This window comes from Spirosoma panaciterrae DSM 21099 (assembly GCF_000374025.1).
Lineage (GTDB): Bacteria > Bacteroidota > Bacteroidia > Cytophagales > Spirosomataceae > Spirosoma > Spirosoma panaciterrae.
This window is the reverse complement of sequence record NZ_KB893176.1, coordinates 151,723-173,498: the sequence shown is the minus strand read 5'-3', so window position 1 is coordinate 173,498 and position 21,776 is coordinate 151,723. Positions and strand designations below refer to the sequence as shown.

The following is a 21,776-nucleotide window of genomic DNA, read 5'->3' as shown; positions in this document are numbered from 1 at the left end:
TTACCTGTTCCAGCAGGCTGAAGAATAGATCAGTGGAGCTGGTAGTTAATACCAATACTCACCTGCCATCGATTAAAATTGTCGGGGGTTAAGAGAAAATAGGAATTCGTTGGCGAACTCTTCTGCCAGCTTCGCCCGGCCATGGCTTCGACAGACCACCGCTTCGCTACTCGATATTGCGCGCCAAGGCCCACTTCGGTTTGCCAGGTACGTGATTCGGTAGCAGGAGCGTCGGACTTCATCCGAAGTGTACTATGGCCATGATAGGTGCCCAAATGGACAAATGTAGCCAGCCGTTTCCCACGCAGAAAATAGTAACGCGTTGATACGCCCCCACTCCATTGCCTGTAATCGGGCTTATCAACGGATTGAGGGTAGATCGTACTGCCTGAAAACCGCCCTTCAACCGCCAACGACCAACCGTTGGTAATAAAATACTGAACACGGGGCGACGTGTAGGTGGTGGTGGGATAGGTGCCCCGATAGCCCTGCCCAGCAATAAGGCCAACGTGTATATGTCCCTTCCCTAGTAAGTCCTGTTGGTGGCTAAGAGTCGTGGATTGGGCACTTCCCACCAGAGGCATCGCCAGACAGAGTAAAACTAAATACCGTTTCATAGAATATCGTGTTTGTGATCAGGGAGCCCTTTTCACCTGCTGGCGTTGTGATTCATGAGGATATTTAAATGTTTTTAACACGCTGGCTACTAAAAAGGGGTCCTACAGGCTAATTGTTCTAGGTTAATCTGCTCTTTTTCAGGTGGTTGTTATATGCGTTACGCAAACGCCAGCCAACTTCTCCTATAAATAAATTCTGATGCGTCCATTTGAGGGTTTGGCATAATTCTGGCTGGAATTTATATGGCCAAATGGTTACTATTTGTAGTCTATATTTATTAAAGAGTATGTTATAAGTCGTCTTAAATTAGGCATTCATTTATAAAATACGGGTTCATGCTCAACTTTACGATAAAACACGCTCTTCCTTTATTCCTGCTTTTTATGGCTTGGGTAACTACGCCATTGCCGGGGTTTGGGCAGGCGATTACGGGTACAGTTTTCCGGGATTTCAACAGCAACGGTCTGTACGAACCCATTACCGATCCGGCTTCGTATACATACGGAGAACCGGGTGTAGGTGGGGTAAGGATTACGGCTTATAATGCATCGGGAGCCGCCATCGCCACTGCCGTAAGTAGCACAGCAACGGCTAGCATAGGCACATACACGCTGGTGGTAGGAAATTCGGAAGCCTATCGGGTTGAGTTTACCAATCTGCTGTTGGGCGATTACGAAGCGTTTAGGGGAGGAAATAGCGGTACATCGGTCCAGTTTGTGAATGGGGGAGAGGCTAATGTAAATCTGGGAGTCAACTATCCGGCCGACTATTGCCAATCGGTTTCGCCCCAACTGATTACTACCTGTTTTATTTCGGCTGATCCGACTTCGGGAAACCCATCCATCACACAGCGGGTGGCGCTGGTGGGAACACCTTATACCGTTGAAGACGATAGCAAAACCATGAGCTATTTTGCCTCTGTCGGTGAGGTTGGTTCAACCTGGGGAGTGGCTTATAACAGATCGACCGGACAGATTTATTCGGCCTCATTTACCAAACGACACGTAGGTTTTTCGGCTGGTGGGCCCAATGCGATTTATATTACCTCACCAACGTCGGCTTCCAGTGGCAATACAACCGAATTTTTCAACTTTACAACGATAGGGGGAACCGCCGTATCGTCCACTACCGAAACGCATGGCAACGATCTACCAACGACAACGGCCAGTTTGGCCAGCCACGACAGCATTGCCTTCGATGCGGTAGGAAAAACCAGTTTAGGCGGTATCGATCTCTCGGACGATGATAAAACGCTCTACGTCGTTAACCTGAAAAACCGGACGTTGTATTCGATTGACGTGGCCACAAAAACGGCTACGGGCGTGCCCATTCCGAATCCGGGTTGTACAACGAGCAGTACGGCTACGGAAGGCAGCTATCGGCCATTTGCGGTCAAATTTTACCGGGGTAAGGTGTATGTGGGTGTGGTCTGTACGCGCGAAGATTTAGACACTACAACCGTTCCCTATGGCCCAACCGACGGCCTGAGTGCTACGGTTTATGCCATTGACCCCGCGACCCCGGCTTCGTTTACAACGGTCTTGTCATTTCCGCTAACGTACCAGAAAGGCGCTTCCGGGGCCGATGTGCTTCCCAATAGCCCAACGAATCCAGCACGGAGTGAATTCTGGCGGCCCTGGATATCCATTTATCAGGCGGATCGAAATGAGGGGGTTGTAAGCTTTCCGCAACCCTGGTTGACCGACATTGAATTTGAACCAACGACAGGCGACATGCTGATTGGCCTTCGGGATCGTTTTGGCGACCAAACCGGCTATAAAAATTATAAACCCGGCAGCAATGCCGATCTGATCAGCGGCATTACCCCCGGCGAAATCCTTCGGGCTCGTAAATGTAACCCGGCGGATGTTGCCTGGACCATTGAAAATGATGGCAGTTTATGTGGGGTCGTAACATCGGCATCGGCTACTCAAACCACTACGGCAGGCCCCGGAACGGGTAAATATTACTGGGGCGACCGGGTGCAGAATGGGGCTAACCACGGGCTAAGTTCCCAGGGAGGTATAGCGCAACTGGGCGGGAGTGCCAAAGTGGCAATGACGGCCATTGATCCGACCGAAATTTTTAATACAGGGGGCATCAAACGATTGATCAACGCGACGGGAGCTAAAGATGGTAATCCAACGGGCATCGACCCAAATCCAGCAGCAGGGGTTATTCTCTACGAAGAAGATGCGTATGGATATGGGAAAGCCAATGGATTGGGTGATCTGGAACTGGCTTGTCAGCCCGCACCCATCGAAATAGGCAACCGGGTTTGGTTCGATACCAACGACAATGGTGTGCAGGACCCCGGCGAACCACCCCTGGCTGGTGTAGAAGTAACGTTGCGTGGTTCTGGGCTTTCGTCGCCCGTAAGTGTCACGACCAATTCGGCAGGTGAATATTATTTTTCCAGTGCCAACGGAACACCCAGCCCCGGATTTGTGTATAGCCTGACCGGGCTGACGCCGGGTGGGTCGTATTCATTAGCGTTTCCAGCCAGTTTCAGTACCGTTATGCTCAGCAGCCGTCATGATCTGGCTACGGGGCCTAATGCGGAAAACATTGATTCTGACCCGAATTCGGATGGGGTCATTGCATTTGTGCTGGGGCAGGCTGGGCAAAACAACTTTTCGTTCGATGCTGCCTATGCCACCTGTGCGCTGGCGTTGACGGGAACCCCATCGTCCTGTGATGGAACAACGAATCGGTACACGGTATCCGGTACAGTTAGTTTTTCAAACGTTTCGGCCGGGACGCTTACGGTAACGGATGGTGCTGTCAGTACAACGCTCTCTGTACCTGCCGGTACAACCTCCATAGCCTATTCGCTGAGTGGGTTGGCAACAGGCAGCGGGTCGCACACGATCACGGCCAGCTATTCGCGTACCGATTGTTCACCTGCCAGCGTCACCTACCTTGCTCCGGCCACTTGTCCACAACTTGACATTGAAAAGCGGGTGGATAAATCGAAGGCTGAGCTTGGCGAAATTCTGAGCTATACGCTGGTATTGACCAATACGGGAAGTTTAACTGCGACGAATGTGACCGTACGCGATTCGGCTACTGTTGGCCTGACTTATGTACCCAATTCAGCATCGGCCCCAGCAGGAACATCCTGGCTTCAGGGTAATCCACGCAGTAGCTGGACAATAGCCACTATGAGTCCGGGTGAGAGCCTGAGCCTGACATTTCGGGCGAAAGCCGATAGTACGGGGATTTTGTATAACACGGCTAGTATTCCCGGCGACACGGCCCGCGCCTGTACATCCGTTCCGGTACATATGTGTGTCGGCGACGATTATGCGTTTGTTCTGACAGCCCCGGCGGGTCATACATCGTATCAGTGGTATAAAGATGGGCAGGCCATTCCGAATGCCACAACTGACACGCTGGAAGTCACTGAACGAGGTAGTTATAGTCTGGCCGTAGATAACGGAGCAGGGTCGGGTCAATGCCCGAATTTTAGTTGCTGTCCGTTTATTGTGGTCGAAGATTCACTACCTACATTCCTGGCAACTGCCCTTCCGGCTAGTTGTATTGGCAATACGCCACAAACTAACGGTCAGATCGTACTGAGTGCATTTCAGGCTGGTAATACCTTCCAATATTCGCTGGGAGCAACGTTCAATGCGACTGCCTCGGTATTGGGTGCCCCCCAGATTATTCCTGCCAACGGGGTTATTGCGAATACGCTGTTGAATCCGGTTGCCGATCAGGTGTATACCGTTCGCGTCTACAATGCATCGGGCTGTTATACCGATAAGCAGGTAATCCTGCTGAAAACAACCTGCGGCTGTCCGGCCGACATTTGTGTGCCCTATGTGCTTACTCAAAATAAGCGCCCAGTCCGAATTGGCGATCCTAGGTAGGGAGGAAGGGGAGGAAAGGGAGGAAAGGGAGTAGAGGGAAGAGAAGGGAGTAAAGGGAGGAAGGGGAGTAGAGGGAAGTTGTTTGCTCCCTCTCTTCCCTCTACTCCCTTTCCTCCCCTTACTCCTTTCCTCCTTATTTAAAAGAACCCTAATTTATTTTTGCTGTAAGAGATCAGCAGGTTTTTGGTCTGACGGTAGTGATTGAGCATCATGTGGTGATTCTCACGGCCAAAACCCGACTTCTTATATCCACCGAATGGGGCATGGGCTGGGTATTGGTGATAGCAATTGACCCATACGCGACCTGCCTGAATCTGGCGGGGAATCTGGTACAGTTCATGCGCATCCCGCGACCAGAAACCAGCTCCTAGCCCGTACAGCGTATCGTTGGCGATCGATAGCGCTTCGTTCGCATCTTTGAACGTCGTCACCGAGACTACAGGCCCGAAGATCTCTTCCTGGAAGATGCGCATCTTGTTGTTTCCTTTGAAGATTGTGGGCTTGATGTAGTAACCCGACTCCAGCCCGTTGCCTACCAGACCGGCGGGCCCGCCACCCGTTAATACTTCAGCACCTTCCTGCTTGCCAATGTCAATGTACGACAGGATTTTCTCGAACTGGTCGTTGCTGGCCTGCGCACCCATCATTGTTTCGGGATCGAGGGGGTGACCCAGTTTGATGGCTTCGGTCCGTTGGATAACCCGCTCAATAAACCGATCATACATTTTTTCGTGAACCAGCATCCGTGAAGGGCAGGTACATACTTCCCCCTGGTTCAAGGCAAACATCACAGCGCCTTCTACACACTTGTCGAAGAACTCGTCATCGGCATCCGCCACTGATTCCATAAAGATGTTGGGCGATTTGCCACCCAGCTCCATCGTGACCGGAATCAGGTTTTCGGAAGCATACTGCATAATCAGTCGGCCGGTCGTGGTTTCGCCCGTAAAGGCAACTTTGGCTACCCGCTTGCTTTGGGCCAGTGGTTTGCCCGCTTCCGGGCCAAATCCATTGACGATATTCACCACACCCGGCGGAATCAACCCTTCGATCAACTCCATCAGCACCAGAATGGACGTTGGCGTTTGCTCGGCAGGTTTCATCACTACGCAGCAGCCAGCCGCCAGTGCCGGAGCCAGCTTCCAGGTGGCCATCAGTAAGGGGAAGTTCCAGGGAATGATCTGACCGACAACGCCAATAGGCTCTTTGATAATCATCGAAACCGTGTCGGCATCCAGTTCGGCAACAGAGCCTTCTTCGGCCCGGATAACCCCGGCAAAATACCGGAAGTGATCCACGCAGAGCGGAAGATCGGCGGCCAGCGTTTCACGAACCGCTTTGCCATTCTCAACCGTTTCGACACGGGCCAGAAATTCCAGATTCTGCTCGATTTTATCCGCGATCTTTAACAGCATGTTGCTGCGTTCGGTAGCCGATGTCCGTGACCAGGAAGCAAACGCTTTATGGGCTGCATCGAGAGCCAGTTCAATATCGGCTGCTTTAGAGCGTGGAACCCGGGCAATCAAACTATCGTCAACGGGCGAGGTATTGTTAAAATATTCACCATCAACAGGGGCTACCCATTTACCACCAATGTAGTTTTCGTATTGGGTTTTGAATACGGGGCGGGGTAGGGTTGTGCTGGGCGCTTCTTGTACTTCCATAAGTCGTAGAAAAGTTATAAATAGGATTTGTTACAAAGTTTGATAGAATTGTTCTATCAGGAGTTGAGCAATCGTATCGTCAAACTGAACAATCCTATCAATTTTTCGCTGGTCGCTTTAACCGATAAAATACCAATCCATACTGACTACAGAGAAAGATCAGGTAGTGAATCTTTGTGTTGAACAAGTTTAACTATGAGTCAGTTAGAGGAAATCCAACAGGAGGAAGAACGATTACGCCAGGCCATGCTTACCCGCAATGTTGCTGAACTGGATAGGCTTTTATCCGACGAGTTGCTGGCTGTGGGGCCCGATGGACAGATGGTTACAAAGGAAGAGGATCTGGCCATGCACCGAACGGGGCAGGTAACTTTTCACACGCTGGTTTCGAAAAAAACAGACATCAAACTCCTGCCTGAAGCGGCTATTGTGTTTGTGCTGATGGATATGCAGGTTACGTTCCAGGGAGGCCATTTTGCCGGTTTTTGCCGTTATACCCGTATTTGGAGTAAACAGACTGGAAGTTGGCAAATTGTTGGGGCTCATATTAGCCCGTTGCCCAATTAGACTAACTTTGTTTTTATAAAACACGGATTGGTATAATACCCGTTTGCCCGAGCGATTAAGATTGCCTGGATATTAATCAATCATAAGAGTCATACCCATCCGTGTTCTAGTCGCTTCAGAAATAGCACTTTATCAATTCATATGCAGATTATCGTTGCCCGAACGCCCGAACACTACCTGGCTGCCATTGCTCTTTTTAAGGAATATGCTGTAGGACTTGGCATTGATTTACAGTTTCAGAACTTCGATAAAGAATTGCAAACGCTTCCAGTTATGTATGGCCCGCCAAAAGGTGAATTGTGGCTGCTGGAAAATGGCGGTAACTGGGTGGGCTGTGCTGCACTCCGGCAACTGGACGTGAAAACCTGCGAACTCAAGCGGATGTATATCCATCCGACGTACCGGGGGCAGGGATGGGCCGATGTCATGATGGAAATCGCCCTGACAACCGCTTGGAAACTGAGCTATGAATGGATGAAACTGGACAGTTTACGACGATTGACCCCCGCCCTGAAGTTGTATCAACGCTACGGTTTTACTGAAATAGAACCCTACAACTACAACCCGGAAGCCGATGTAGTGTATTTCGAAAAACATCTCTAACGAGATAGACCACAGATTATTAGGATGAGTATGATTGATCATGATCCGTGTAAATCATACTCATCCTAATAATCTGTGGTCTATCATTCGATTTTAACCCTGGTTAAAATTATTGTGGGCTTTTCCCTGAACCTTTGTGTCGTACTTAAAAACGAACAGAAAAATGAAAAAGCCTAAAACCCTTGTTCTCATTCATGGCATGTTTGTGAACAACACCAGTTGGCAGGACTGGAAAACCTATTTTGAAGCCCAGGGCTACACCGTTTATACGCCAGCTAACCCCGGCCACGAAGGAAACCCCAACGATCTGCGGACGAATATACATCCCGATCTGACCAAAACAGGTTTTGAAGATGTGGTCATGAATATTGTAAAGCTGATTGATACCCTGCCCGAAAAGCCGATTGTAATTGGGCATTCAATGGCCGGTCTGGTGGTGCAGAAATTGATTGAACTCGACAAAGCCTATGCCGGTGTCAGTATCGACGGGGCACCGCCAAAAAATATAATGCCGCCTTTCTCCACCATAAAAATTGTGTGGCCTGCCATCGACTTCTTTAAGGGGAATTCGCCTTATCTGGGCACCCGCGACTGGTATAACCGGGCCTTTTTTAACACCTTATCCGAAACAGAAGCGGCCAGCGCCTATGAGGCCATTGCGGTTCCTGAAAGCCGGAAAATTGGTCGTGATACGGTACTGAAAGCCTTCTCAAACGTAGATCTAAAGAAACCTCATCGGCCTCTGTTCTTTATTGCCGGAGAAAAAGATACCATTTTCCCACCAACGCTTACCCGGAAGATTGCGTCGAGCTACAAGGATGCCGGAAGCGTGGTGGATTTCAAAGAGTTTTCGGGCCGAAGCCATTTTATCTGTGGTGAAGCAGGCTGGCAGGAAGTGGCCGAAAGTATTTTGGATTGGCTCAACAAACTGAACTAGTAGGTCGCTTCAGGAACTGGCCACCTGCCTGCGTTCGGCCAATTGGGTGGGCGGTAAACCAAACCGTTTTTTAAAGGCAAACGAAAAATGAGAGAGGTCTTCGAAACCCAGATCCAGGTAAATGTCGGATGGTTTCTGCGCCTGTTTCTCGATCAGAAAATACGCTTCCTGTAGGCGTTTGCGTACGAGCCAGCGACTGGGTGTTTCGTGGAAAATACGTTCAAAATCCCGTTTGAAAGCCGACAGACTCCGGCCAGTCAAATAAGCAAACCGCTCTATGCTGACATTGAACCGGAAATTGCGGTTCATGTAGGCTTCGAGGTCTATTTTCTGAGGACTGCTAAAATCGAATAAAATGGTGGCCAGATCAGGGTTGGATTGCAGCAGAATAAGCAGTAATTCTTCGCGCTTAAGATCGGCAAAAGTAGGGTTGATCCTCCCTTCACCGTTGTAGTACGGCTCCAGAGATTGCAGGAAGTTGGGTATCAGCTCATTTTGCCGAATAAAGTAATACGCGTCGTTTGTGTTGTAATTGGTTAGGGATACGGTGTGTCGGGCCTGATACGCTTTTAGAAACGCTTCATCGAACACGACCACCACTTTCTCGAACTGGTTATCGGCCTTATGCTTGGTGTATTTTACCAGATGGTTTTTACGTACCAGACAGCATTCGCCCGGTTGCAGAACCTGATGATGAATCCCGTCGTAGTAATCGATGCTGCCTTTGATCAGGTACAGAAAGAAATGCTCCGAAACGAATTGCTCCGGCGAAATCTGTGGACCGAGGTAGCAGGACGTGATGGAAGATACGTTCATGAGCGTCAAGTTAGACCGAAAAAATCACAAATGACCAAACTGCATTAAACTGTCGGCCGTCGCCAGCAGCGCTTCTTCATTGGTTCGGGGTTGCCAGCCGAGCAGCGTCTTGGCTTTTTCGTTGCTGGCAGTACGATAACGGCTTAGCATCGGCACCAGATTTTTAGCCGTTGGATTGAACAGCGCAGCTATACGGACGACCCAGTCGGGTAAACGCTTTGTGGAAATGTGCCTGAGTTTGTCGCCAAGCTTATGGTTCAGAAACTGAGCTATGTCGGGTAAGGTCATGGTTTCTCCGGCAATAGCCAGAAAACGTTGCCCTTTGGCGGCCGGGTTGGTCATGGCGCGTAGGTGTAAGTCGGCCACATCACGTACGTCTACAAGGCTAATCGTCATATTGGGAACCCGTTTCATGGAACCGTCCAGAACCTGCTTCAGCAAGCCAAACCCACTCGACAGCTCAGGGCCAAGGGATGGTCCGAAAATACCCACCGGATTGATAACCGATAGTTCCAGATTACCGCCTTCTTTTTCCATAAACGCCCAGGCAGCTCGTTCGGCCAGTACTTTCGATTTGTTGTAGGCCGAGAGGCCCGGTTCATTCGGGTCGGTCCAGCTTTCTTCGGTTATCACTTTTGTGGTGTCGGTATGGCTGTAGCCCACAGCACCAAAGTTGGACGTCATCACTACCCGCTTTACGCCCGCATCGCGAGCCGCCCGCAGCACCCGTAGCGTGCCCTCTACCGCCGGACGGATCATGTCATTTTCGTCTTTAGGGATACGCAAACTGATGGGCGAAGCCACGTGCAATACATAATCGCAACCTGCTGCGGCTTCGCTCCAGTTGGCATCGTTGGTAAGGTCCGCTTCAACAAACGTCAGTTGGCTAAGGTCAGTAATTCCCCCGTTTTTGAGCATGGCGATTACGTCTTCCTTTCGTTGTAGTGAGCGGATCGTCGTTTTGACGCGGTAGCCTTTTTGGAGCAGTTGCAGAATGCAATGAATCCCGACGAAGCCAGTACCGCCCGTTACCAGTACCATTTTTTGTTTATCTATTTGTGCCATTTCTTCTGCGATTTAACCCTACAAAGTTCCGCAGGGTGCAGGCTGGTCACTTTGTTCAAACGTCCAAATTTAGTTTGCTGAAACGTCCGGAGTCGGATTGGCGTAGTAGGAATACACGTTGATAAATTGGCTAAATTGCAATAATGCCAATAAAAAATAGGGTAAAACCAATGGGGTTATCAACAAAAAAGCTATACTTTGTGTTGCCTAACACGTTGTCGGCGAATAGACTAGTTTAAATATGTTGATTGGATACGATAAGTATCCGCGATCATTATCATGAAAAACGTACAGGCGCCATCGCTGGATATTTCCCGTCATTTGCAGGCTCGCCGTCTGGAACAGGAGGTCGAAAACCGAACCGCCTATACCATCGATACGGCCGAGCTAAATATTTATGAGACGCATCATGTTGCCGAAAAAGTAGAGCTGACGTTCAACAGCCCGGTTTTGGCCAGCATGATTCGGGGGAAAAAAGTGATGCATTTGCCGGGCACTCCTTCCTTCGATTTTCTGCCCGGTGAGTCGGTTATTGTGCCGGGTCAGGAAATGATGCGGATCGACTTTCCCGAAGCCGAAACCGATAATCCGACCCAATGCCTGGCGCTGGCGATCGACTCCGATAAAATACGGCAGGTAACGAATCTGCTCAATGAGCGTGTTCCGCTGATCGATAGTCCGCAGGGGTGGCAATTTGGTCATACCAATTTCTTTCTGACCAACGACGAGCCGATTCATCAGCTCATTGCCCGACTGATCTATATTTTTACCGAAAACAACAAGGCGAAGGATGTATTTGCCAATCTGGTCTTACAGGAACTGGTGGTCCGGCTGATGCAGACGCAGGCTCGTACGTTGCTGTTGAGTCCGGATACTTTACAGATCAATACCAATCGACTGGCGCATGTGGCTCAGTATATTGCCAGAAACCTCCACCGGAACCTTCATATTAAAGAATTGGCCGATGAAGCCTGCATGAGTGAGCCTAATTTTTATCGGACGTTCAAGCAAACCTTTGGCCTGACGCCGATTGATTATATCAATCAGCAGCGTATTGCTTTGGCTTCCAGGTTACTACGGACTACAGATCGTTGCCTGGCCGATATTAGCCTTGCGTGTGGTTTCAATAATATGACGTATTTTATGCGGTTGTTCCGCCGGGAAACGGGCCTGTCGCCCGCTCAGTACCGCAGGCAAATGTTATCGTGCTGACTTATCGGATCGTTGTGAGCTGGTTTATCAGCTCAAGCTGTACATTGCGTCATTTCCCGGTTTACGTCGGTTACTGCTTATGCCTGTCATATCCAGAAAGAAACTCATTTATCCCATTCGTAAGCCACTTCAATCGTACCTGCTTCAGTACGACCGCGAACTGGCCCTGCCCACACAGTACGAAGATTTACTGCGGTACAACAGTTCGATTACGCTGTTTGACAAACGTGAACGCGACACGCTTTGGGAAACGGTGTTTTTTGCGGGGGCTGAAGCCGATGAAATGCAGCTTTCGCTGAAGGCGATTTATGCGCTGTTGAAAGCTGATGGCGATCTGTCGATTACCCGGCACCTGACCATCGACCGGGTCGATCTGTGCCTGTATGGCAATACGAAACCATTTCGCGTTCGGATTCGGAATCTGGTCAACGACAACTTCGATTATTTTTATATCAAGCGAGCTGACGCATCGCGCATTTATGGCCTTGAGTTAGAGCATATTCTGTCGCCAAACCGGATCAATTACATGACTAGCGGGCAAACGTTGGTGGAGGAACATATTGCGGGGATTCCGGGCGATATGTTCTTCGATAATCAGCTTCACGATCCCGCTTTGAATCCGATTCGGCTGTGCAAGGAGTTCGTCAAGTTCAACGAACGGTGTTTTGTCAGGCTATTGGGCGATATGCATTCCAGCAATTTTGTGGTGGATATTACCCCCGATTTTGATGAAGTCTACTACCGCATTCGGGCCATCGACTTCGATCAACAATCGTACGAAGGGCGTAAATCGGTGTATATGCCCCAGTATTACAAGCAAAACCAGCCTATTATCGAATTGGGCCTACGCTACATGACGCCTGAGAGTGTCCGGCAATACCAGATTGAAGAACGGGCGCTGATTGCCAGTCGGATACGGGCCGAAACCGTCCGGCTTCATGACCTGATGGAGGTAATGCGACAGGATGAGATTGCACCCGCGGCTAATGTCCTAAGTCTTCGCCAATCGTTAGCGGAACACTACCATAGCGCTGATTTTCTCCGCTGCCAAACGATGGGGGAGTTAGTGTCGCAGAGTATGGCCATGATCTCGATTCACTAATCGATCCTGCAGGAACCAACAAAAAAGCCCCGGTATTGAGAAATACCAGGGCTTGAGAAGCGCATAACATTCTAAAAACGTCGGTATTGCTTTTTTATTGTGTGCTCTGAAACAGAATTGCACTTATTTTTCACATTTTTTTCTACTACGGCTGATAGAACGCTGATTGTTATGATGGTTATGATTTACACAGATCATAACCATCATAACAATCCGTGTTCTATTTGTACTCCAGCAAAGCTGAAGCCTCGCAAGGTTTGTCGGTTTTGAATCGTATCCAGCGAGCCTGAAAATCTTTCGGAAATTCGTAGCTACTCGGTTTGCCCGGCGAAACGGTGATCGTTTTATAACGCATCCAGATGCCATTGCCCGTGGGGTCGGCTTCGATGGTGAACGTGATGGGCGAGGCTGCTTTATGCGAAAGTTGTAAAGACCGCTGGTCGTAAAAGCCAATCAGAAACGGGTCAGAAGGTTCGTTGGCACTAACCGATGTGTTTTTCCAGGGGCCACCGTGACCGATTGGTTTGCCCAGTTTCCACAGATCGTCGATCGCACCCGCCCAGACAGCCGCTTTTTTATCGTCCGACACCACAATGTGCTCATTTTTGCCAGCCGAAGAAAGATCAATTCCAGTCAGAATGAGCAGACCCCGGTAGGAAGCGTAATCGTTGATGCGGAGGGTATGCGAGGCAATGGGTCGGATTTTGGCGTAGCCGTCGGCATTTTCAGCCGGGAGTTCATAAAACGTGCCGTGGCAGTTGAACAGGTCGCGTTCGGTAGATACTTCCCGGCAAATGCGTAAGGCTGCCTGATTGGTTAGATTGGTATACGCGCTGTTACCTAACGGGAGCCGCCAACGACGGCCTTTATCATCAACGACCAGCACACTGGCTTCTTCGATCGTTACGGCTTTTTGTGGAATGGCGAATTTCTCCTTTACAAACGACTGCATATCCGGGTCATCTTTCCGAACCAGTTGCATCGACCCATTCAGTTCGTAGTAGCCAATGTCGGTAGGTTGACCCGTTGAATAGGAGCGAGCGGCCAGACCCAGTACCCGTCGATTTTTACCCAGCCCATACAGTAATCCGCCCGTGGTTGTTGCCGAGTTGACATGGGTTAGTCCGTTAAACAGTGGACTGATCGCTGCGTTACGACTATCGCTGGCGGCATAGAAAAACTGGACTGACAGCGTCGCCTGCTTATCGGTTTTCACCCGAATCCATTCGCCGGGTGCATTGGCGGCAAACGCCGTATGAGCAGACCCATGAGCGCCGACAGTGGTTGTTTGAAGCGGAGTCCAGTTGCCGTTACCCGCTTTATCGACTTCAAAGGTGATTGTGAGGTCGGTGTTGCTGCTGTTCTGTATCCATGCTGATCGATTGGCCCAACCCGCAAACAGGAACGGCTCAGAGGGTTCGCTGGCTTTCACTGCTTCGTTTTGCCAGACAGCTCCTTCGGCAGTATTGGGGCCGAGGTGGTCGGGTAAGGTCAGGGGCGTAAACCACAGGTTCGAGTTCGATTGGCCGGGGCCTTCGATGTTGCCTTTGGCTTTACGTTTGTTCAGAAACTCCTTTTGAGCCGAATCGTCGCAGCCAAATACCAGTTGATTGTTCCAGCGGGCAAAATCACCAATTACTTTCAGATACGATGACCGGGGGCGGATGCCTACCGTATTCGACGCGGTGAATGAACCAGGAAACCGCCAGAACATCCCATGCATGGTCATCAGGTAGTCGGGCTGCTGGTCGGTACCGACGTCGCGGATGCGGGGCCATTCGGTATTCCAGCCGTGAGCCCCATCGTAGCTATGACTCGCTTTGGGCAACCGGAAAAAATGCCAACCCGTTGCCTTCTCACGAACGCCCAGTAGCACCGATTTATGGTCCCAGCCCGTAGCCCAGATAGGGTCGGAATCCGGATTCTTGTTGCCGTAGATGCCACCGGGCCCCGTGACTTCCACAAACTGATTGCGCCGAACAACGGTCCAGTCTTTGCCATTCCACTCCGAGAGCGACCCGGCAGGAATATCGAACTGAACCAAGGCCTGGGGCCCAGGTTCACCGTTGTTGGAATACACCATAACACCCTGACCCGAATAAACGCCTTTGCCGTGAGCACCCGGCAGCAGATTCGAATGCTGGTTGTTCGACTCGTCCGACACCTTCGGGTTTTTGACGTTGTTGTCTTCATACAGCATCGTTGGTGTTAAGGTGTTTACGTCAACTTCGTAGAATCCTTCTTCCATGGTGCCGTAGTAGATTTTCCCTTTCGGATCGGTCAGATGGCGAGCGTTTCCGGTGTGGCGTCCCTGCATGATTTTGTAGGGGATTGTCCGCACATGGGCTTTGCTGTCGATAGCGTAGGGGCCAATGAACAACTGGTTACTTTCGGGATGAATCATGCGGTTAGCGGGGGTGCCACCAATGCTTTCGGGCCGCACAATCTGTTTCAGATCGGCAGTTATCTCGTAGAGTTTGTCCGACGAGCCGAAAGGTAGGTGAGGGCCATAGGTAACCACCCAGAGTTTACCAGCCCAGGGCACTACAGCCCCCGTGCCACATTCGCCTTCATTGTTATACATGGCCAGGTGCGGGTAAATGCCGCTGTAGGATGGCCGTGCTTTTGATTGTGCCAACGACACCTGGCTGTTCGTAAAAAACAAGCCCGCAAAACAGGCATAAAGAATGTATTTTTTCATTGCGTTACTGTTTCTTCTGACAGGATTTACGGGATGAACAGGATTAAACTTTTACGGATTGAGCGTTTTTGTCATGCTGACGAAGGAAGCATCTTCGGAGATGACCATTTAGCTGACTACCGAAGATGCTTCCTTCGTCAGCATGACAAAAACGCACCTGTTTCTGGCTTGAGCAGAAAAGTTTAAACCGCTTCAAGTTTATTTCAATCCTGTTAATCCTGTCAAAAAGTTATTCCCAGCCGGGACTTTGTGTAAGTTTTGGATTGGCCTGGATTTCTTCCAGCGGAATAGGGTAATAGCGGTGTTTTGCCTGTGGCGTACGCGTCGGGTACACATCGTTGACCGCTTTCGGAATCACCGTCAGGAAGGTATTGGTGCGCGTTAGGTCGAACCAGCGGTCGGCTTCGGCAAACAGCTCCCACGAACGTTCCTGAAGCACCGCATCAAGAAACGCATCTTTACTCAGGCCCGGTGTCAGTTCGCTCAGTCCGGCCCGTTTGCGAATGGTGTTGATATAGCCATAGGCAAGCGCAGTCGGGCCGTTTAGCCGGGCTTCGGCTTCGGCAGCAATCAGGTATACATCGGCCAGGCGAATAATCGGAAAGTTGCAGTTATTCGCTTCCCCAATCGAATTGGGATCACGGTATTTGCGGATCAGTACCCCTTTGGGTGTGATGGGCGTAACATCTTTCTGACGGACAATCGCGCCCGATACATCGCGGTACGTCGTGTCGAGCAATTGACGACGTTTGTCTTTTGGATCGAAAGAGTTGAAGAATGCCTGATAGGCGAACCAGGAGCCATACGATACCTTGGCATAATCGGGGCCGCTACTGTTTTTAGGGCCGGCAATGCCCATCACCGTCAGCCAGCGGCTGGGGGTTACCCGGTCGGCTTCTACAGCCCACATATTCTCGACGCGGGCGGCATCTTCTTTATCGACATCGAACACGTCCAGTATGTTTGGCATGAGCGAGTATTTACCCGAACTGATCGTAGCCTGCGCCAGTTGCAACGCCTTTGCCCAGTCTTCGTTGTAGAGCGCTACTTTGGCGTATAGGCCCTGAATGGCTTCCTTCGACGGGCGGCCTTTCACCAGACTCGTCGAATAAGAGGGTAGTCCGGCAATGGCCTGATCCAGATCGGCGTAAATCTGTTTGTAGATGTCCGCTTTGGGGCTTTTCGGAACGAGGGCTTCGGTTTCGCTGGTGCTGGCTTTCGTCTTGATCGGTACTTCGTTGAACGTCTTGGCCAGTGTCCAGTGATACAATCCCCGCAGGGCATAAGCTTCGGCTACAATTTCGGTTCGGCGCTGGGCGTCCATCTGAATAGCGGGTACTTTTTCGATAATCCAGTTCGCATTCTCGATGCCTTTATAACTGAATCGCCAAACGCCCTGCGGTCCTTCGGTCTCATGCCGACCCGAATTGCGCTGCGCTGTGAAATAAGGGTCGTAGGTGAAGAGCGTAATGGTATTTCGACCAACCACCGCACGCGGATACGCCTGGTCGGCGGCAAAATCCGAAACGGCCACCAGCGGAAACCCGTAGAGATTAATGAGCGAACCCGCAGCCGACGCAATACCGGCTTCGGCATCCGACGCGGTTTTATAAAAGTTTGTCGTAAAAATGGACGAATACACCGACTCATCCAGTTTGCTGCACGAAACCGTCAGGCCCGACAACGCCATCAGCAGCAGGAGTGTTTTTTTCATGGGAGACAAAAGAGTGAAAGAGTGAAAGAGTGAAAGAGCGAAAAGGTGAATGAGTGATAGAAGTATTGTGAAAGCGTCAGCCATTCGCTCTTTCACTCATTCACTCTTTCGCTCTTTAAAAAGTGACCTGTAATCCACCCAGATACGACCGGGCAATGGGGTATGTACCGTTGTCGATAAATTGCGTGGTGGCATTGCCGAAGTTGTTGACCTCGGGATCGAAACCGCTGTAGTTCGTGATCGTGAGCGCATTGTTGGCACTGACATACACGCGTATCTGGCTGATGCCTTTGATCTTGGGAAGCGTGTATCCCAGTGAAATATTCTTCAGCCGGACAAACGACGCGTCCTCTATGTACCGGTCCGACAGCGGTAATCGACCGCCCTGAAAACCACTGGCGTATTCGTTGCTCGGATTCGTGGGTGACCAGCGATTCACCAGACCCGCCAAGACGTTTTGCTGACCCAGCGCCGTTTCGAAGGTGTAGCGGAACAGGTTCATGAGCTTATTGCCCTGCACACCCTGCACAAACAGATTCAGGTCGAAACCGCGATAACGAAATGATGACGAGAAGCCAAAAATGTACTTTGGCTGGGCATTTCCGGCAATCGCCTGGTCGGCGGCCGTGATGGTGCCATCGCCGTTGAGGTCTTTGAGTTTGTGGCCACCCACGCGCCCGTCGTACCCCGATAAAATCGTCTCGCCAGTCTGGCTGATGCCGTCGAATACATACGTTCGATAGAGACCCATCGGATAACCGACTTTAAGCAGGGCAAAGGCCGAGCGGGGCAGTTCGTCGATAACGCCGTCGAGAGCCAGCACTTCGTTCTTATTGAAGGTGATATTGGCCGATGCATCCCATTGGAGCCCTCGGCCACCACCGGGCAGAATGCGCCCGTTAACGGCCAGTTCCAGACCTTTATTCTGAATCGACCCGAAATTGCCCGTCAGCGCCGTATAGCCCGACGACATAGGCAACACTTTCTGAAACAGCAGGTTGTCGGTGCGTTTGTTGTAATAGTCAGCCACCAGCGACAGGCGGTTGCGGAACAAACTGACATCTACCCCAATGTCGACCTGCGTGGAGCGTTCCCATTTCAGGTCGGGGTTCGGAATAGCACTTGGGTTGATACCCGTAACCGGAACGTGGTTGTAATTGTAGTTGAGCCCCGATGCGCTGACCGTTGCCAATGATTGGTAGGGGTCGATAGCCCCGGCGTTTCCGGTGATGCCCCAGCTTCCGCGTAGTTTCAAATCCGAAACCACGGGAACCGATTTCATAAACGGCTCTTCGATGATCCGCCAGGCACCCGCTACGGCTGGGAAGAAACCGTACTTATTATTCTCACCAAATTTGCTCGAGCCATCGGCGCGGGCGGTCAGGTCGAGAAAATATTTGTCCTTATAGCCATAATTGATACGTCCCAGATACGAGTCCAGCCGGGATTTGCTCTTATCGCTGCTGATTCGCTGATTGACGGCCAGCCCGACTGAGTTGTTTTCCGTAACATCGTTCGGGAAGTTCGATGCCGTTTGCGTATAGCTCTGGTTGACATTGGCTTGCGTAGCCAGTACCGCCGTAGCCGTGAGCGTATGATGTTCGGCAATTCGAGTGCGATAGGTAAAAATGCTTTCGTGCAGGAGGGTACGGCTATATCCGCTTACATTACTGGCGCTACCGCCACCCGATGCCAGTTGCGACTGACTTAACAACGACAAAGGTGAGTAGGCTTCAGCTAAGCTATTGCCCAGGTCGGCATTGAAACTAGGCCGATACGTGAACCCTTTGAATAGCGTAAAGTCGACGTACACATTGGCCAGAATTCGTTGGGTCGTTTGGCGGTTGATGGGCGTAATAAAATTCAGCGGGTTGGTCACCTCCTGATATTGCCCATTCATCTGATCCTGAAACGGAAACACACTGCCATCGGGACGGTAGGGCGTCAGCGTGGGAGGAGCTGCTACGGCAGCACCCAGCACTCCGGCCCGGCTGCTGGTAACGTCGGAGCCGGTGCCGCCTACACTCAGCCCTTTGTTGACCGAATAGCCATAATACAGGCTGGTCCCAATCTTAACCCGGTCGCTGAGCCGATGGTCGATGTTGGAGCGAAACGAGTAGCGGGTGAAGTTGGAGTTTTTGATGATCCCATCCTGATTGAAGTAGTTCAGCGACAGCGCCAGCTGCGTTTTCTGATTACCGCCCGATACCGAAAGCTGATGACTTTGCATGGGTGCTTTTCGGAAAATCAGGTCTTGCCAGTTGGTGCCCTGACCGAGACTGGACGGATCGGCGTAGATGGATCGCTTATAGACTTCATTTTCGAGTTGTGCAAACTGCTGGGCGTTCAGTACGTCGATGGTTTTATTGACCTGTTGCACTCCGCCGTAGCCATCGTAGCTGACGCGTGTAGCTCCGTCTTTCCCCCGTTTGGTCGTAATCAGCACCACGCCATTAGCCGCCCGCGCTCCGTAAATAGCCGTCGACGACGCATCCTTGAGCACTTCAATCGACTCAATATCGTTCGGGTTGATTTGCGAAAGCGGGCTGACGTCCGTGATGCCACCACTGTTGGAAATCTGGATTCCGTCGATGACATACAGCGGTTCTGAACTCCCATTGATCGAGTTGGTGCCCCGAATCCGTACGCTGACATTACCTCCCGGCGCACCGGAATTCTGCGTGATCTGAACACCGGCTACCCGTGCCTGTAACCCCTGTGCTACGTTGGCTATGGGGGTTTGCAACAGATCGGCGGCCTTCACGGAGGCAATAGCACCCGTAGTTTCAATTTTGCGTTGTGTACCGTAGCCAACCACAACCACTTCTTCCAGCGCTTTGGTATCGGGGGCCAGTTGAACGTTGATGGTCGTTCGGCTTCCCACAGCCAATTCCTGACTCAGGTAACCCACAAAGCTAATGACCAGCACCGCGCTTTTTGTGGGAACTGCGAGCTGAAATGTACCTTTGCCATCCGTAACGGTTCCACGCTGGGTGCCTTTAAGAATGACGCTGACCCCCGGTAAGGTGCTGCCTTTTTCGTCGGTAATGGTGCCCGAAACGGTTCGGTCGTTTGCTTGGCTGGAGGGTGGGTTAGGCTGCGCCAGCAGGGGCGAAAACCAGCCCCAGAAAACAACGCAGTACAGTAAAAGTTTTTGTCGCATAATATTCAGATATTTATAGTTTTTATGCCAATCGTTCCGCCAGAAAGGCGGGGTGAAATGCGAGTATGCAAAGGTAAATTTGTACTATAAGGGGAGTATAAACGGAGCATGACCATTTCCATGATCGAAATTATGGATAAGCTAACCGACTGAATGATAGCCTATTAGTGCTTATGATTACGGAGAATGGACAACATGGTAAGGCCGAAACGTTCTATCTGATAGAAGTTTGTTGTCAGCGAGTTGGCGAAGTGTTTGGTAAACCCGACCGGGAAAAGTGGACAAACGGCGATTATATTAATCTGAGTCAGGTTCTTTTCCGGAAAACCCGCGTACGAATAAGTCCCAATACACTGAAACGGATTTTTGGCAAGATCAAAACCGACGCGCGCTACTATCCGCAAAAGGCGACCCGCGATGCCCTGGCCATCTATCTGGGCCACCGCAACTGGGAGCATTTCGTACAGGTACAGGAGTGGACCGAACGACAGACTGAGCCTAAGCTAATTGTGGCTGAGCCAGAAACACCCCCTATCGGTCCGAAACCACAGGTTGTAAGTGCAGATCAGCAAACAGGCAGGAAGTGGCTATGGCCGGTGCTGGCAGGGATGGCTGTATTAGTTGGGTTGTTTTTTTGGATTCGCCCTGCCACCGAGCAGCAGGCGTCCGTTTCGTTGGTATGTCGGAATCCACTGGGCGAAAACCCGCATTCGGCTGTTTTCGAACTCCGACGTCAGAAGTCGGCTCCCGACGAATCGTTTACCATTCTATATGGCGATGGAAAGCGGGAGCAGACCAATGCCACCGATAGCGTGTACACCCATTACTACGAACGACCGGGCCGCTATTTTGCCGTTCTCCAGCACGATGGCCAGGCCGTCGATTCCGCCACCGTTTATTTACAGACGAAAGGATGGACCGCAACGGCAAACATGATGCACGATACGAGTCGGGTTTACCCGATCAATCTGAAAGGCTTATTGGCGGATAAACGGCTCAGTGTACGTGCTCAGGATGCGGCCCGTGCCGGTGTCGATACCAACCGGACATTTTTTGTAGAATTCATCAATAGCCAACCTACTGAAATCGACGGTGATAATTTCGAATTGACGATGCGGATTGCAACATCGCAGGATCGGGCCGGGGTTCGGTGTTCGCAGGTAGGATTAACGGTTTGGGGAGAGTCATCGCAGCACTTGTTCGATGTGATGAAACCCGGCTGCGTTCACTGGATCGATTTGCAAACCTCCGAGATTCACAAAAATGGTCACCGCGACGATCTGAGTTTTTTAGGGGCCGACCTTCGTACAGGGGGAGTTGTCAAGCTAAAGGTAGTTGATAAACTGGCTCAGATTTATGTTAATAACAAAAAGGTATACCAGGCTCGATATACTAAACCGCTCAGGCATATTTACGGTGTTCGGATTCAGTTTTCGGGCATTGGCGTCATTCATTCGTTTCTGTTAACGGATTTACGAACCAATACCCCATTTAAGGGGAATTTCTGAAGCTCAGTGAGCCAGTTTGCTTCTGAAAAAGAAAAAGCCTCCCACCGTATAGAGCAGAATAGCGGCTGTTTCCAAAATGGCTTCGGTGAAGTTGCTGGTATAAACGCCTGTCTGATAATCCTGTATCCAATCAATTAAGGCAGCGCAGTATACGAATAAGCCGATGATGGTTAACGTAATAATACCGAAAAGTAGCAAGGTCTGTGGCTGTCGCATAAGAGTTAATCAAAG

Annotated in this window: 15 protein-coding genes; 7 read left to right on the top strand and 8 right to left on the bottom strand. The window is 50.7% G+C overall.

The features are described from left to right. Positions 1–29 precede the first annotated feature (29 nt). Positions 30–617, bottom strand: a complete 588-nt coding sequence (locus B153_RS0108205) for an outer membrane beta-barrel protein (protein WP_020596214.1) — start codon at positions 615–617, stop codon at positions 30–32. Positions 618–1,001: 384 nt separating this feature from the next. Between B153_RS0108205 and B153_RS0108200 the strand changes: the two genes are divergently transcribed. Beyond that, entirely contained in the window at positions 1,002–4,493 is a 3,492-nt protein-coding gene (locus tag B153_RS0108200; RefSeq protein ID WP_020596213.1) for an SdrD B-like domain-containing protein, read from the top strand. A 137-nt stretch (positions 4,494–4,630) separates the two neighbouring features. Here B153_RS0108200 and B153_RS0108195 read toward each other — a convergent pair whose 3' ends face one another. Then, positions 4,631–6,157 carry an aldehyde dehydrogenase family protein gene (locus tag B153_RS0108195; RefSeq protein WP_020596212.1) on the bottom strand — a complete coding sequence of 509 codons (1,527 nt, stop codon included), beginning with the start codon at positions 6,155–6,157 and terminating at the stop codon, positions 4,631–4,633. Between the two features lie 195 nt (positions 6,158–6,352). On the opposite strand from B153_RS0108195, the gene B153_RS0108190 reads away from it, so the two are divergent. From B153_RS0108190 to B153_RS0108175, 3 genes are all read left to right on the top strand, one after another. Further along, the gene (locus B153_RS0108190; protein WP_020596211.1) at positions 6,353–6,724 is read left to right on the top strand and encodes a nuclear transport factor 2 family protein; all 372 of its coding nucleotides are present in this window, start codon (positions 6,353–6,355) and stop codon (positions 6,722–6,724) included. Positions 6,725–6,865: 141 nt separating this feature from the next. Beyond that, positions 6,866–7,327, top strand: coding sequence for a GNAT family N-acetyltransferase (locus tag B153_RS0108185; protein ID WP_020596210.1), 462 nt, complete (start codon positions 6,866–6,868; stop codon positions 7,325–7,327). Positions 7,328–7,490: 163 nt separating this feature from the next. Further along, positions 7,491–8,264 (top strand): alpha/beta hydrolase, encoded by a 774-nt coding sequence (locus B153_RS0108175; RefSeq protein WP_020596208.1) that lies wholly within the window; start codon positions 7,491–7,493, stop codon positions 8,262–8,264. Between the two features lie 9 nt (positions 8,265–8,273). Here B153_RS0108175 and B153_RS0108170 read toward each other — a convergent pair whose 3' ends face one another. Further along, positions 8,274–9,080, bottom strand: coding sequence for a helix-turn-helix domain-containing protein (locus tag B153_RS0108170; protein WP_040761034.1), 807 nt, complete (start codon positions 9,078–9,080; stop codon positions 8,274–8,276). A gap of 24 nt (positions 9,081–9,104) precedes the next feature. After that, entirely contained in the window at positions 9,105–10,145 is a 1,041-nt protein-coding gene (locus B153_RS0108165) for an SDR family oxidoreductase (RefSeq protein ID WP_157634614.1), read from the bottom strand. Between the two features lie 279 nt (positions 10,146–10,424). Between B153_RS0108165 and B153_RS0108160 the strand changes: the two genes are divergently transcribed. Then, complete coding sequence (locus B153_RS0108160) at positions 10,425–11,357, top strand: AraC family transcriptional regulator (RefSeq protein ID WP_020596205.1); 933 nt, start codon at positions 10,425–10,427, stop codon at positions 11,355–11,357. 79 nt (positions 11,358–11,436) lie between these two features. Further along, positions 11,437–12,459: a hypothetical protein gene (locus B153_RS0108155; RefSeq protein ID WP_020596204.1), complete on the top strand. Its 1,023-nt coding sequence runs from the start codon at positions 11,437–11,439 to the stop codon at positions 12,457–12,459. A gap of 220 nt (positions 12,460–12,679) precedes the next feature. Here the strand turns inward: B153_RS0108155 and B153_RS0108150 are convergent, their stop codons facing one another. From B153_RS0108150 to B153_RS0108140, 3 genes are all read right to left on the bottom strand, one after another. Further along, positions 12,680–15,160, bottom strand: a complete 2,481-nt coding sequence (locus tag B153_RS0108150; RefSeq protein WP_020596203.1) for a hypothetical protein — start codon at positions 15,158–15,160, stop codon at positions 12,680–12,682. Positions 15,161–15,389: 229 nt separating this feature from the next. Beyond that, positions 15,390–16,874, bottom strand: a complete 1,485-nt coding sequence (locus B153_RS0108145; RefSeq protein ID WP_020596202.1) for a RagB/SusD family nutrient uptake outer membrane protein — start codon at positions 16,872–16,874, stop codon at positions 15,390–15,392. 115 nt (positions 16,875–16,989) lie between these two features. After that, a complete protein-coding gene (locus B153_RS0108140; protein ID WP_020596201.1) occupies positions 16,990–20,037 on the bottom strand; it encodes a SusC/RagA family TonB-linked outer membrane protein in 3,048 nt (1,015 codons plus the stop codon). Between the two features lie 173 nt (positions 20,038–20,210). Between B153_RS0108140 and B153_RS0108135 the strand changes: the two genes are divergently transcribed. Beyond that, entirely contained in the window at positions 20,211–21,545 is a 1,335-nt protein-coding gene (locus B153_RS0108135; RefSeq protein WP_020596200.1) for a hypothetical protein, read from the top strand. Between the two features lie 3 nt (positions 21,546–21,548). On the opposite strand, the gene B153_RS34865 is transcribed toward B153_RS0108135, so the two are convergent. Then, positions 21,549–21,761 carry a hypothetical protein gene (locus B153_RS34865; protein WP_020596199.1) on the bottom strand — a complete coding sequence of 71 codons (213 nt, stop codon included), beginning with the start codon at positions 21,759–21,761 and terminating at the stop codon, positions 21,549–21,551. Positions 21,762–21,776: the final 15 nt, after the last annotated feature.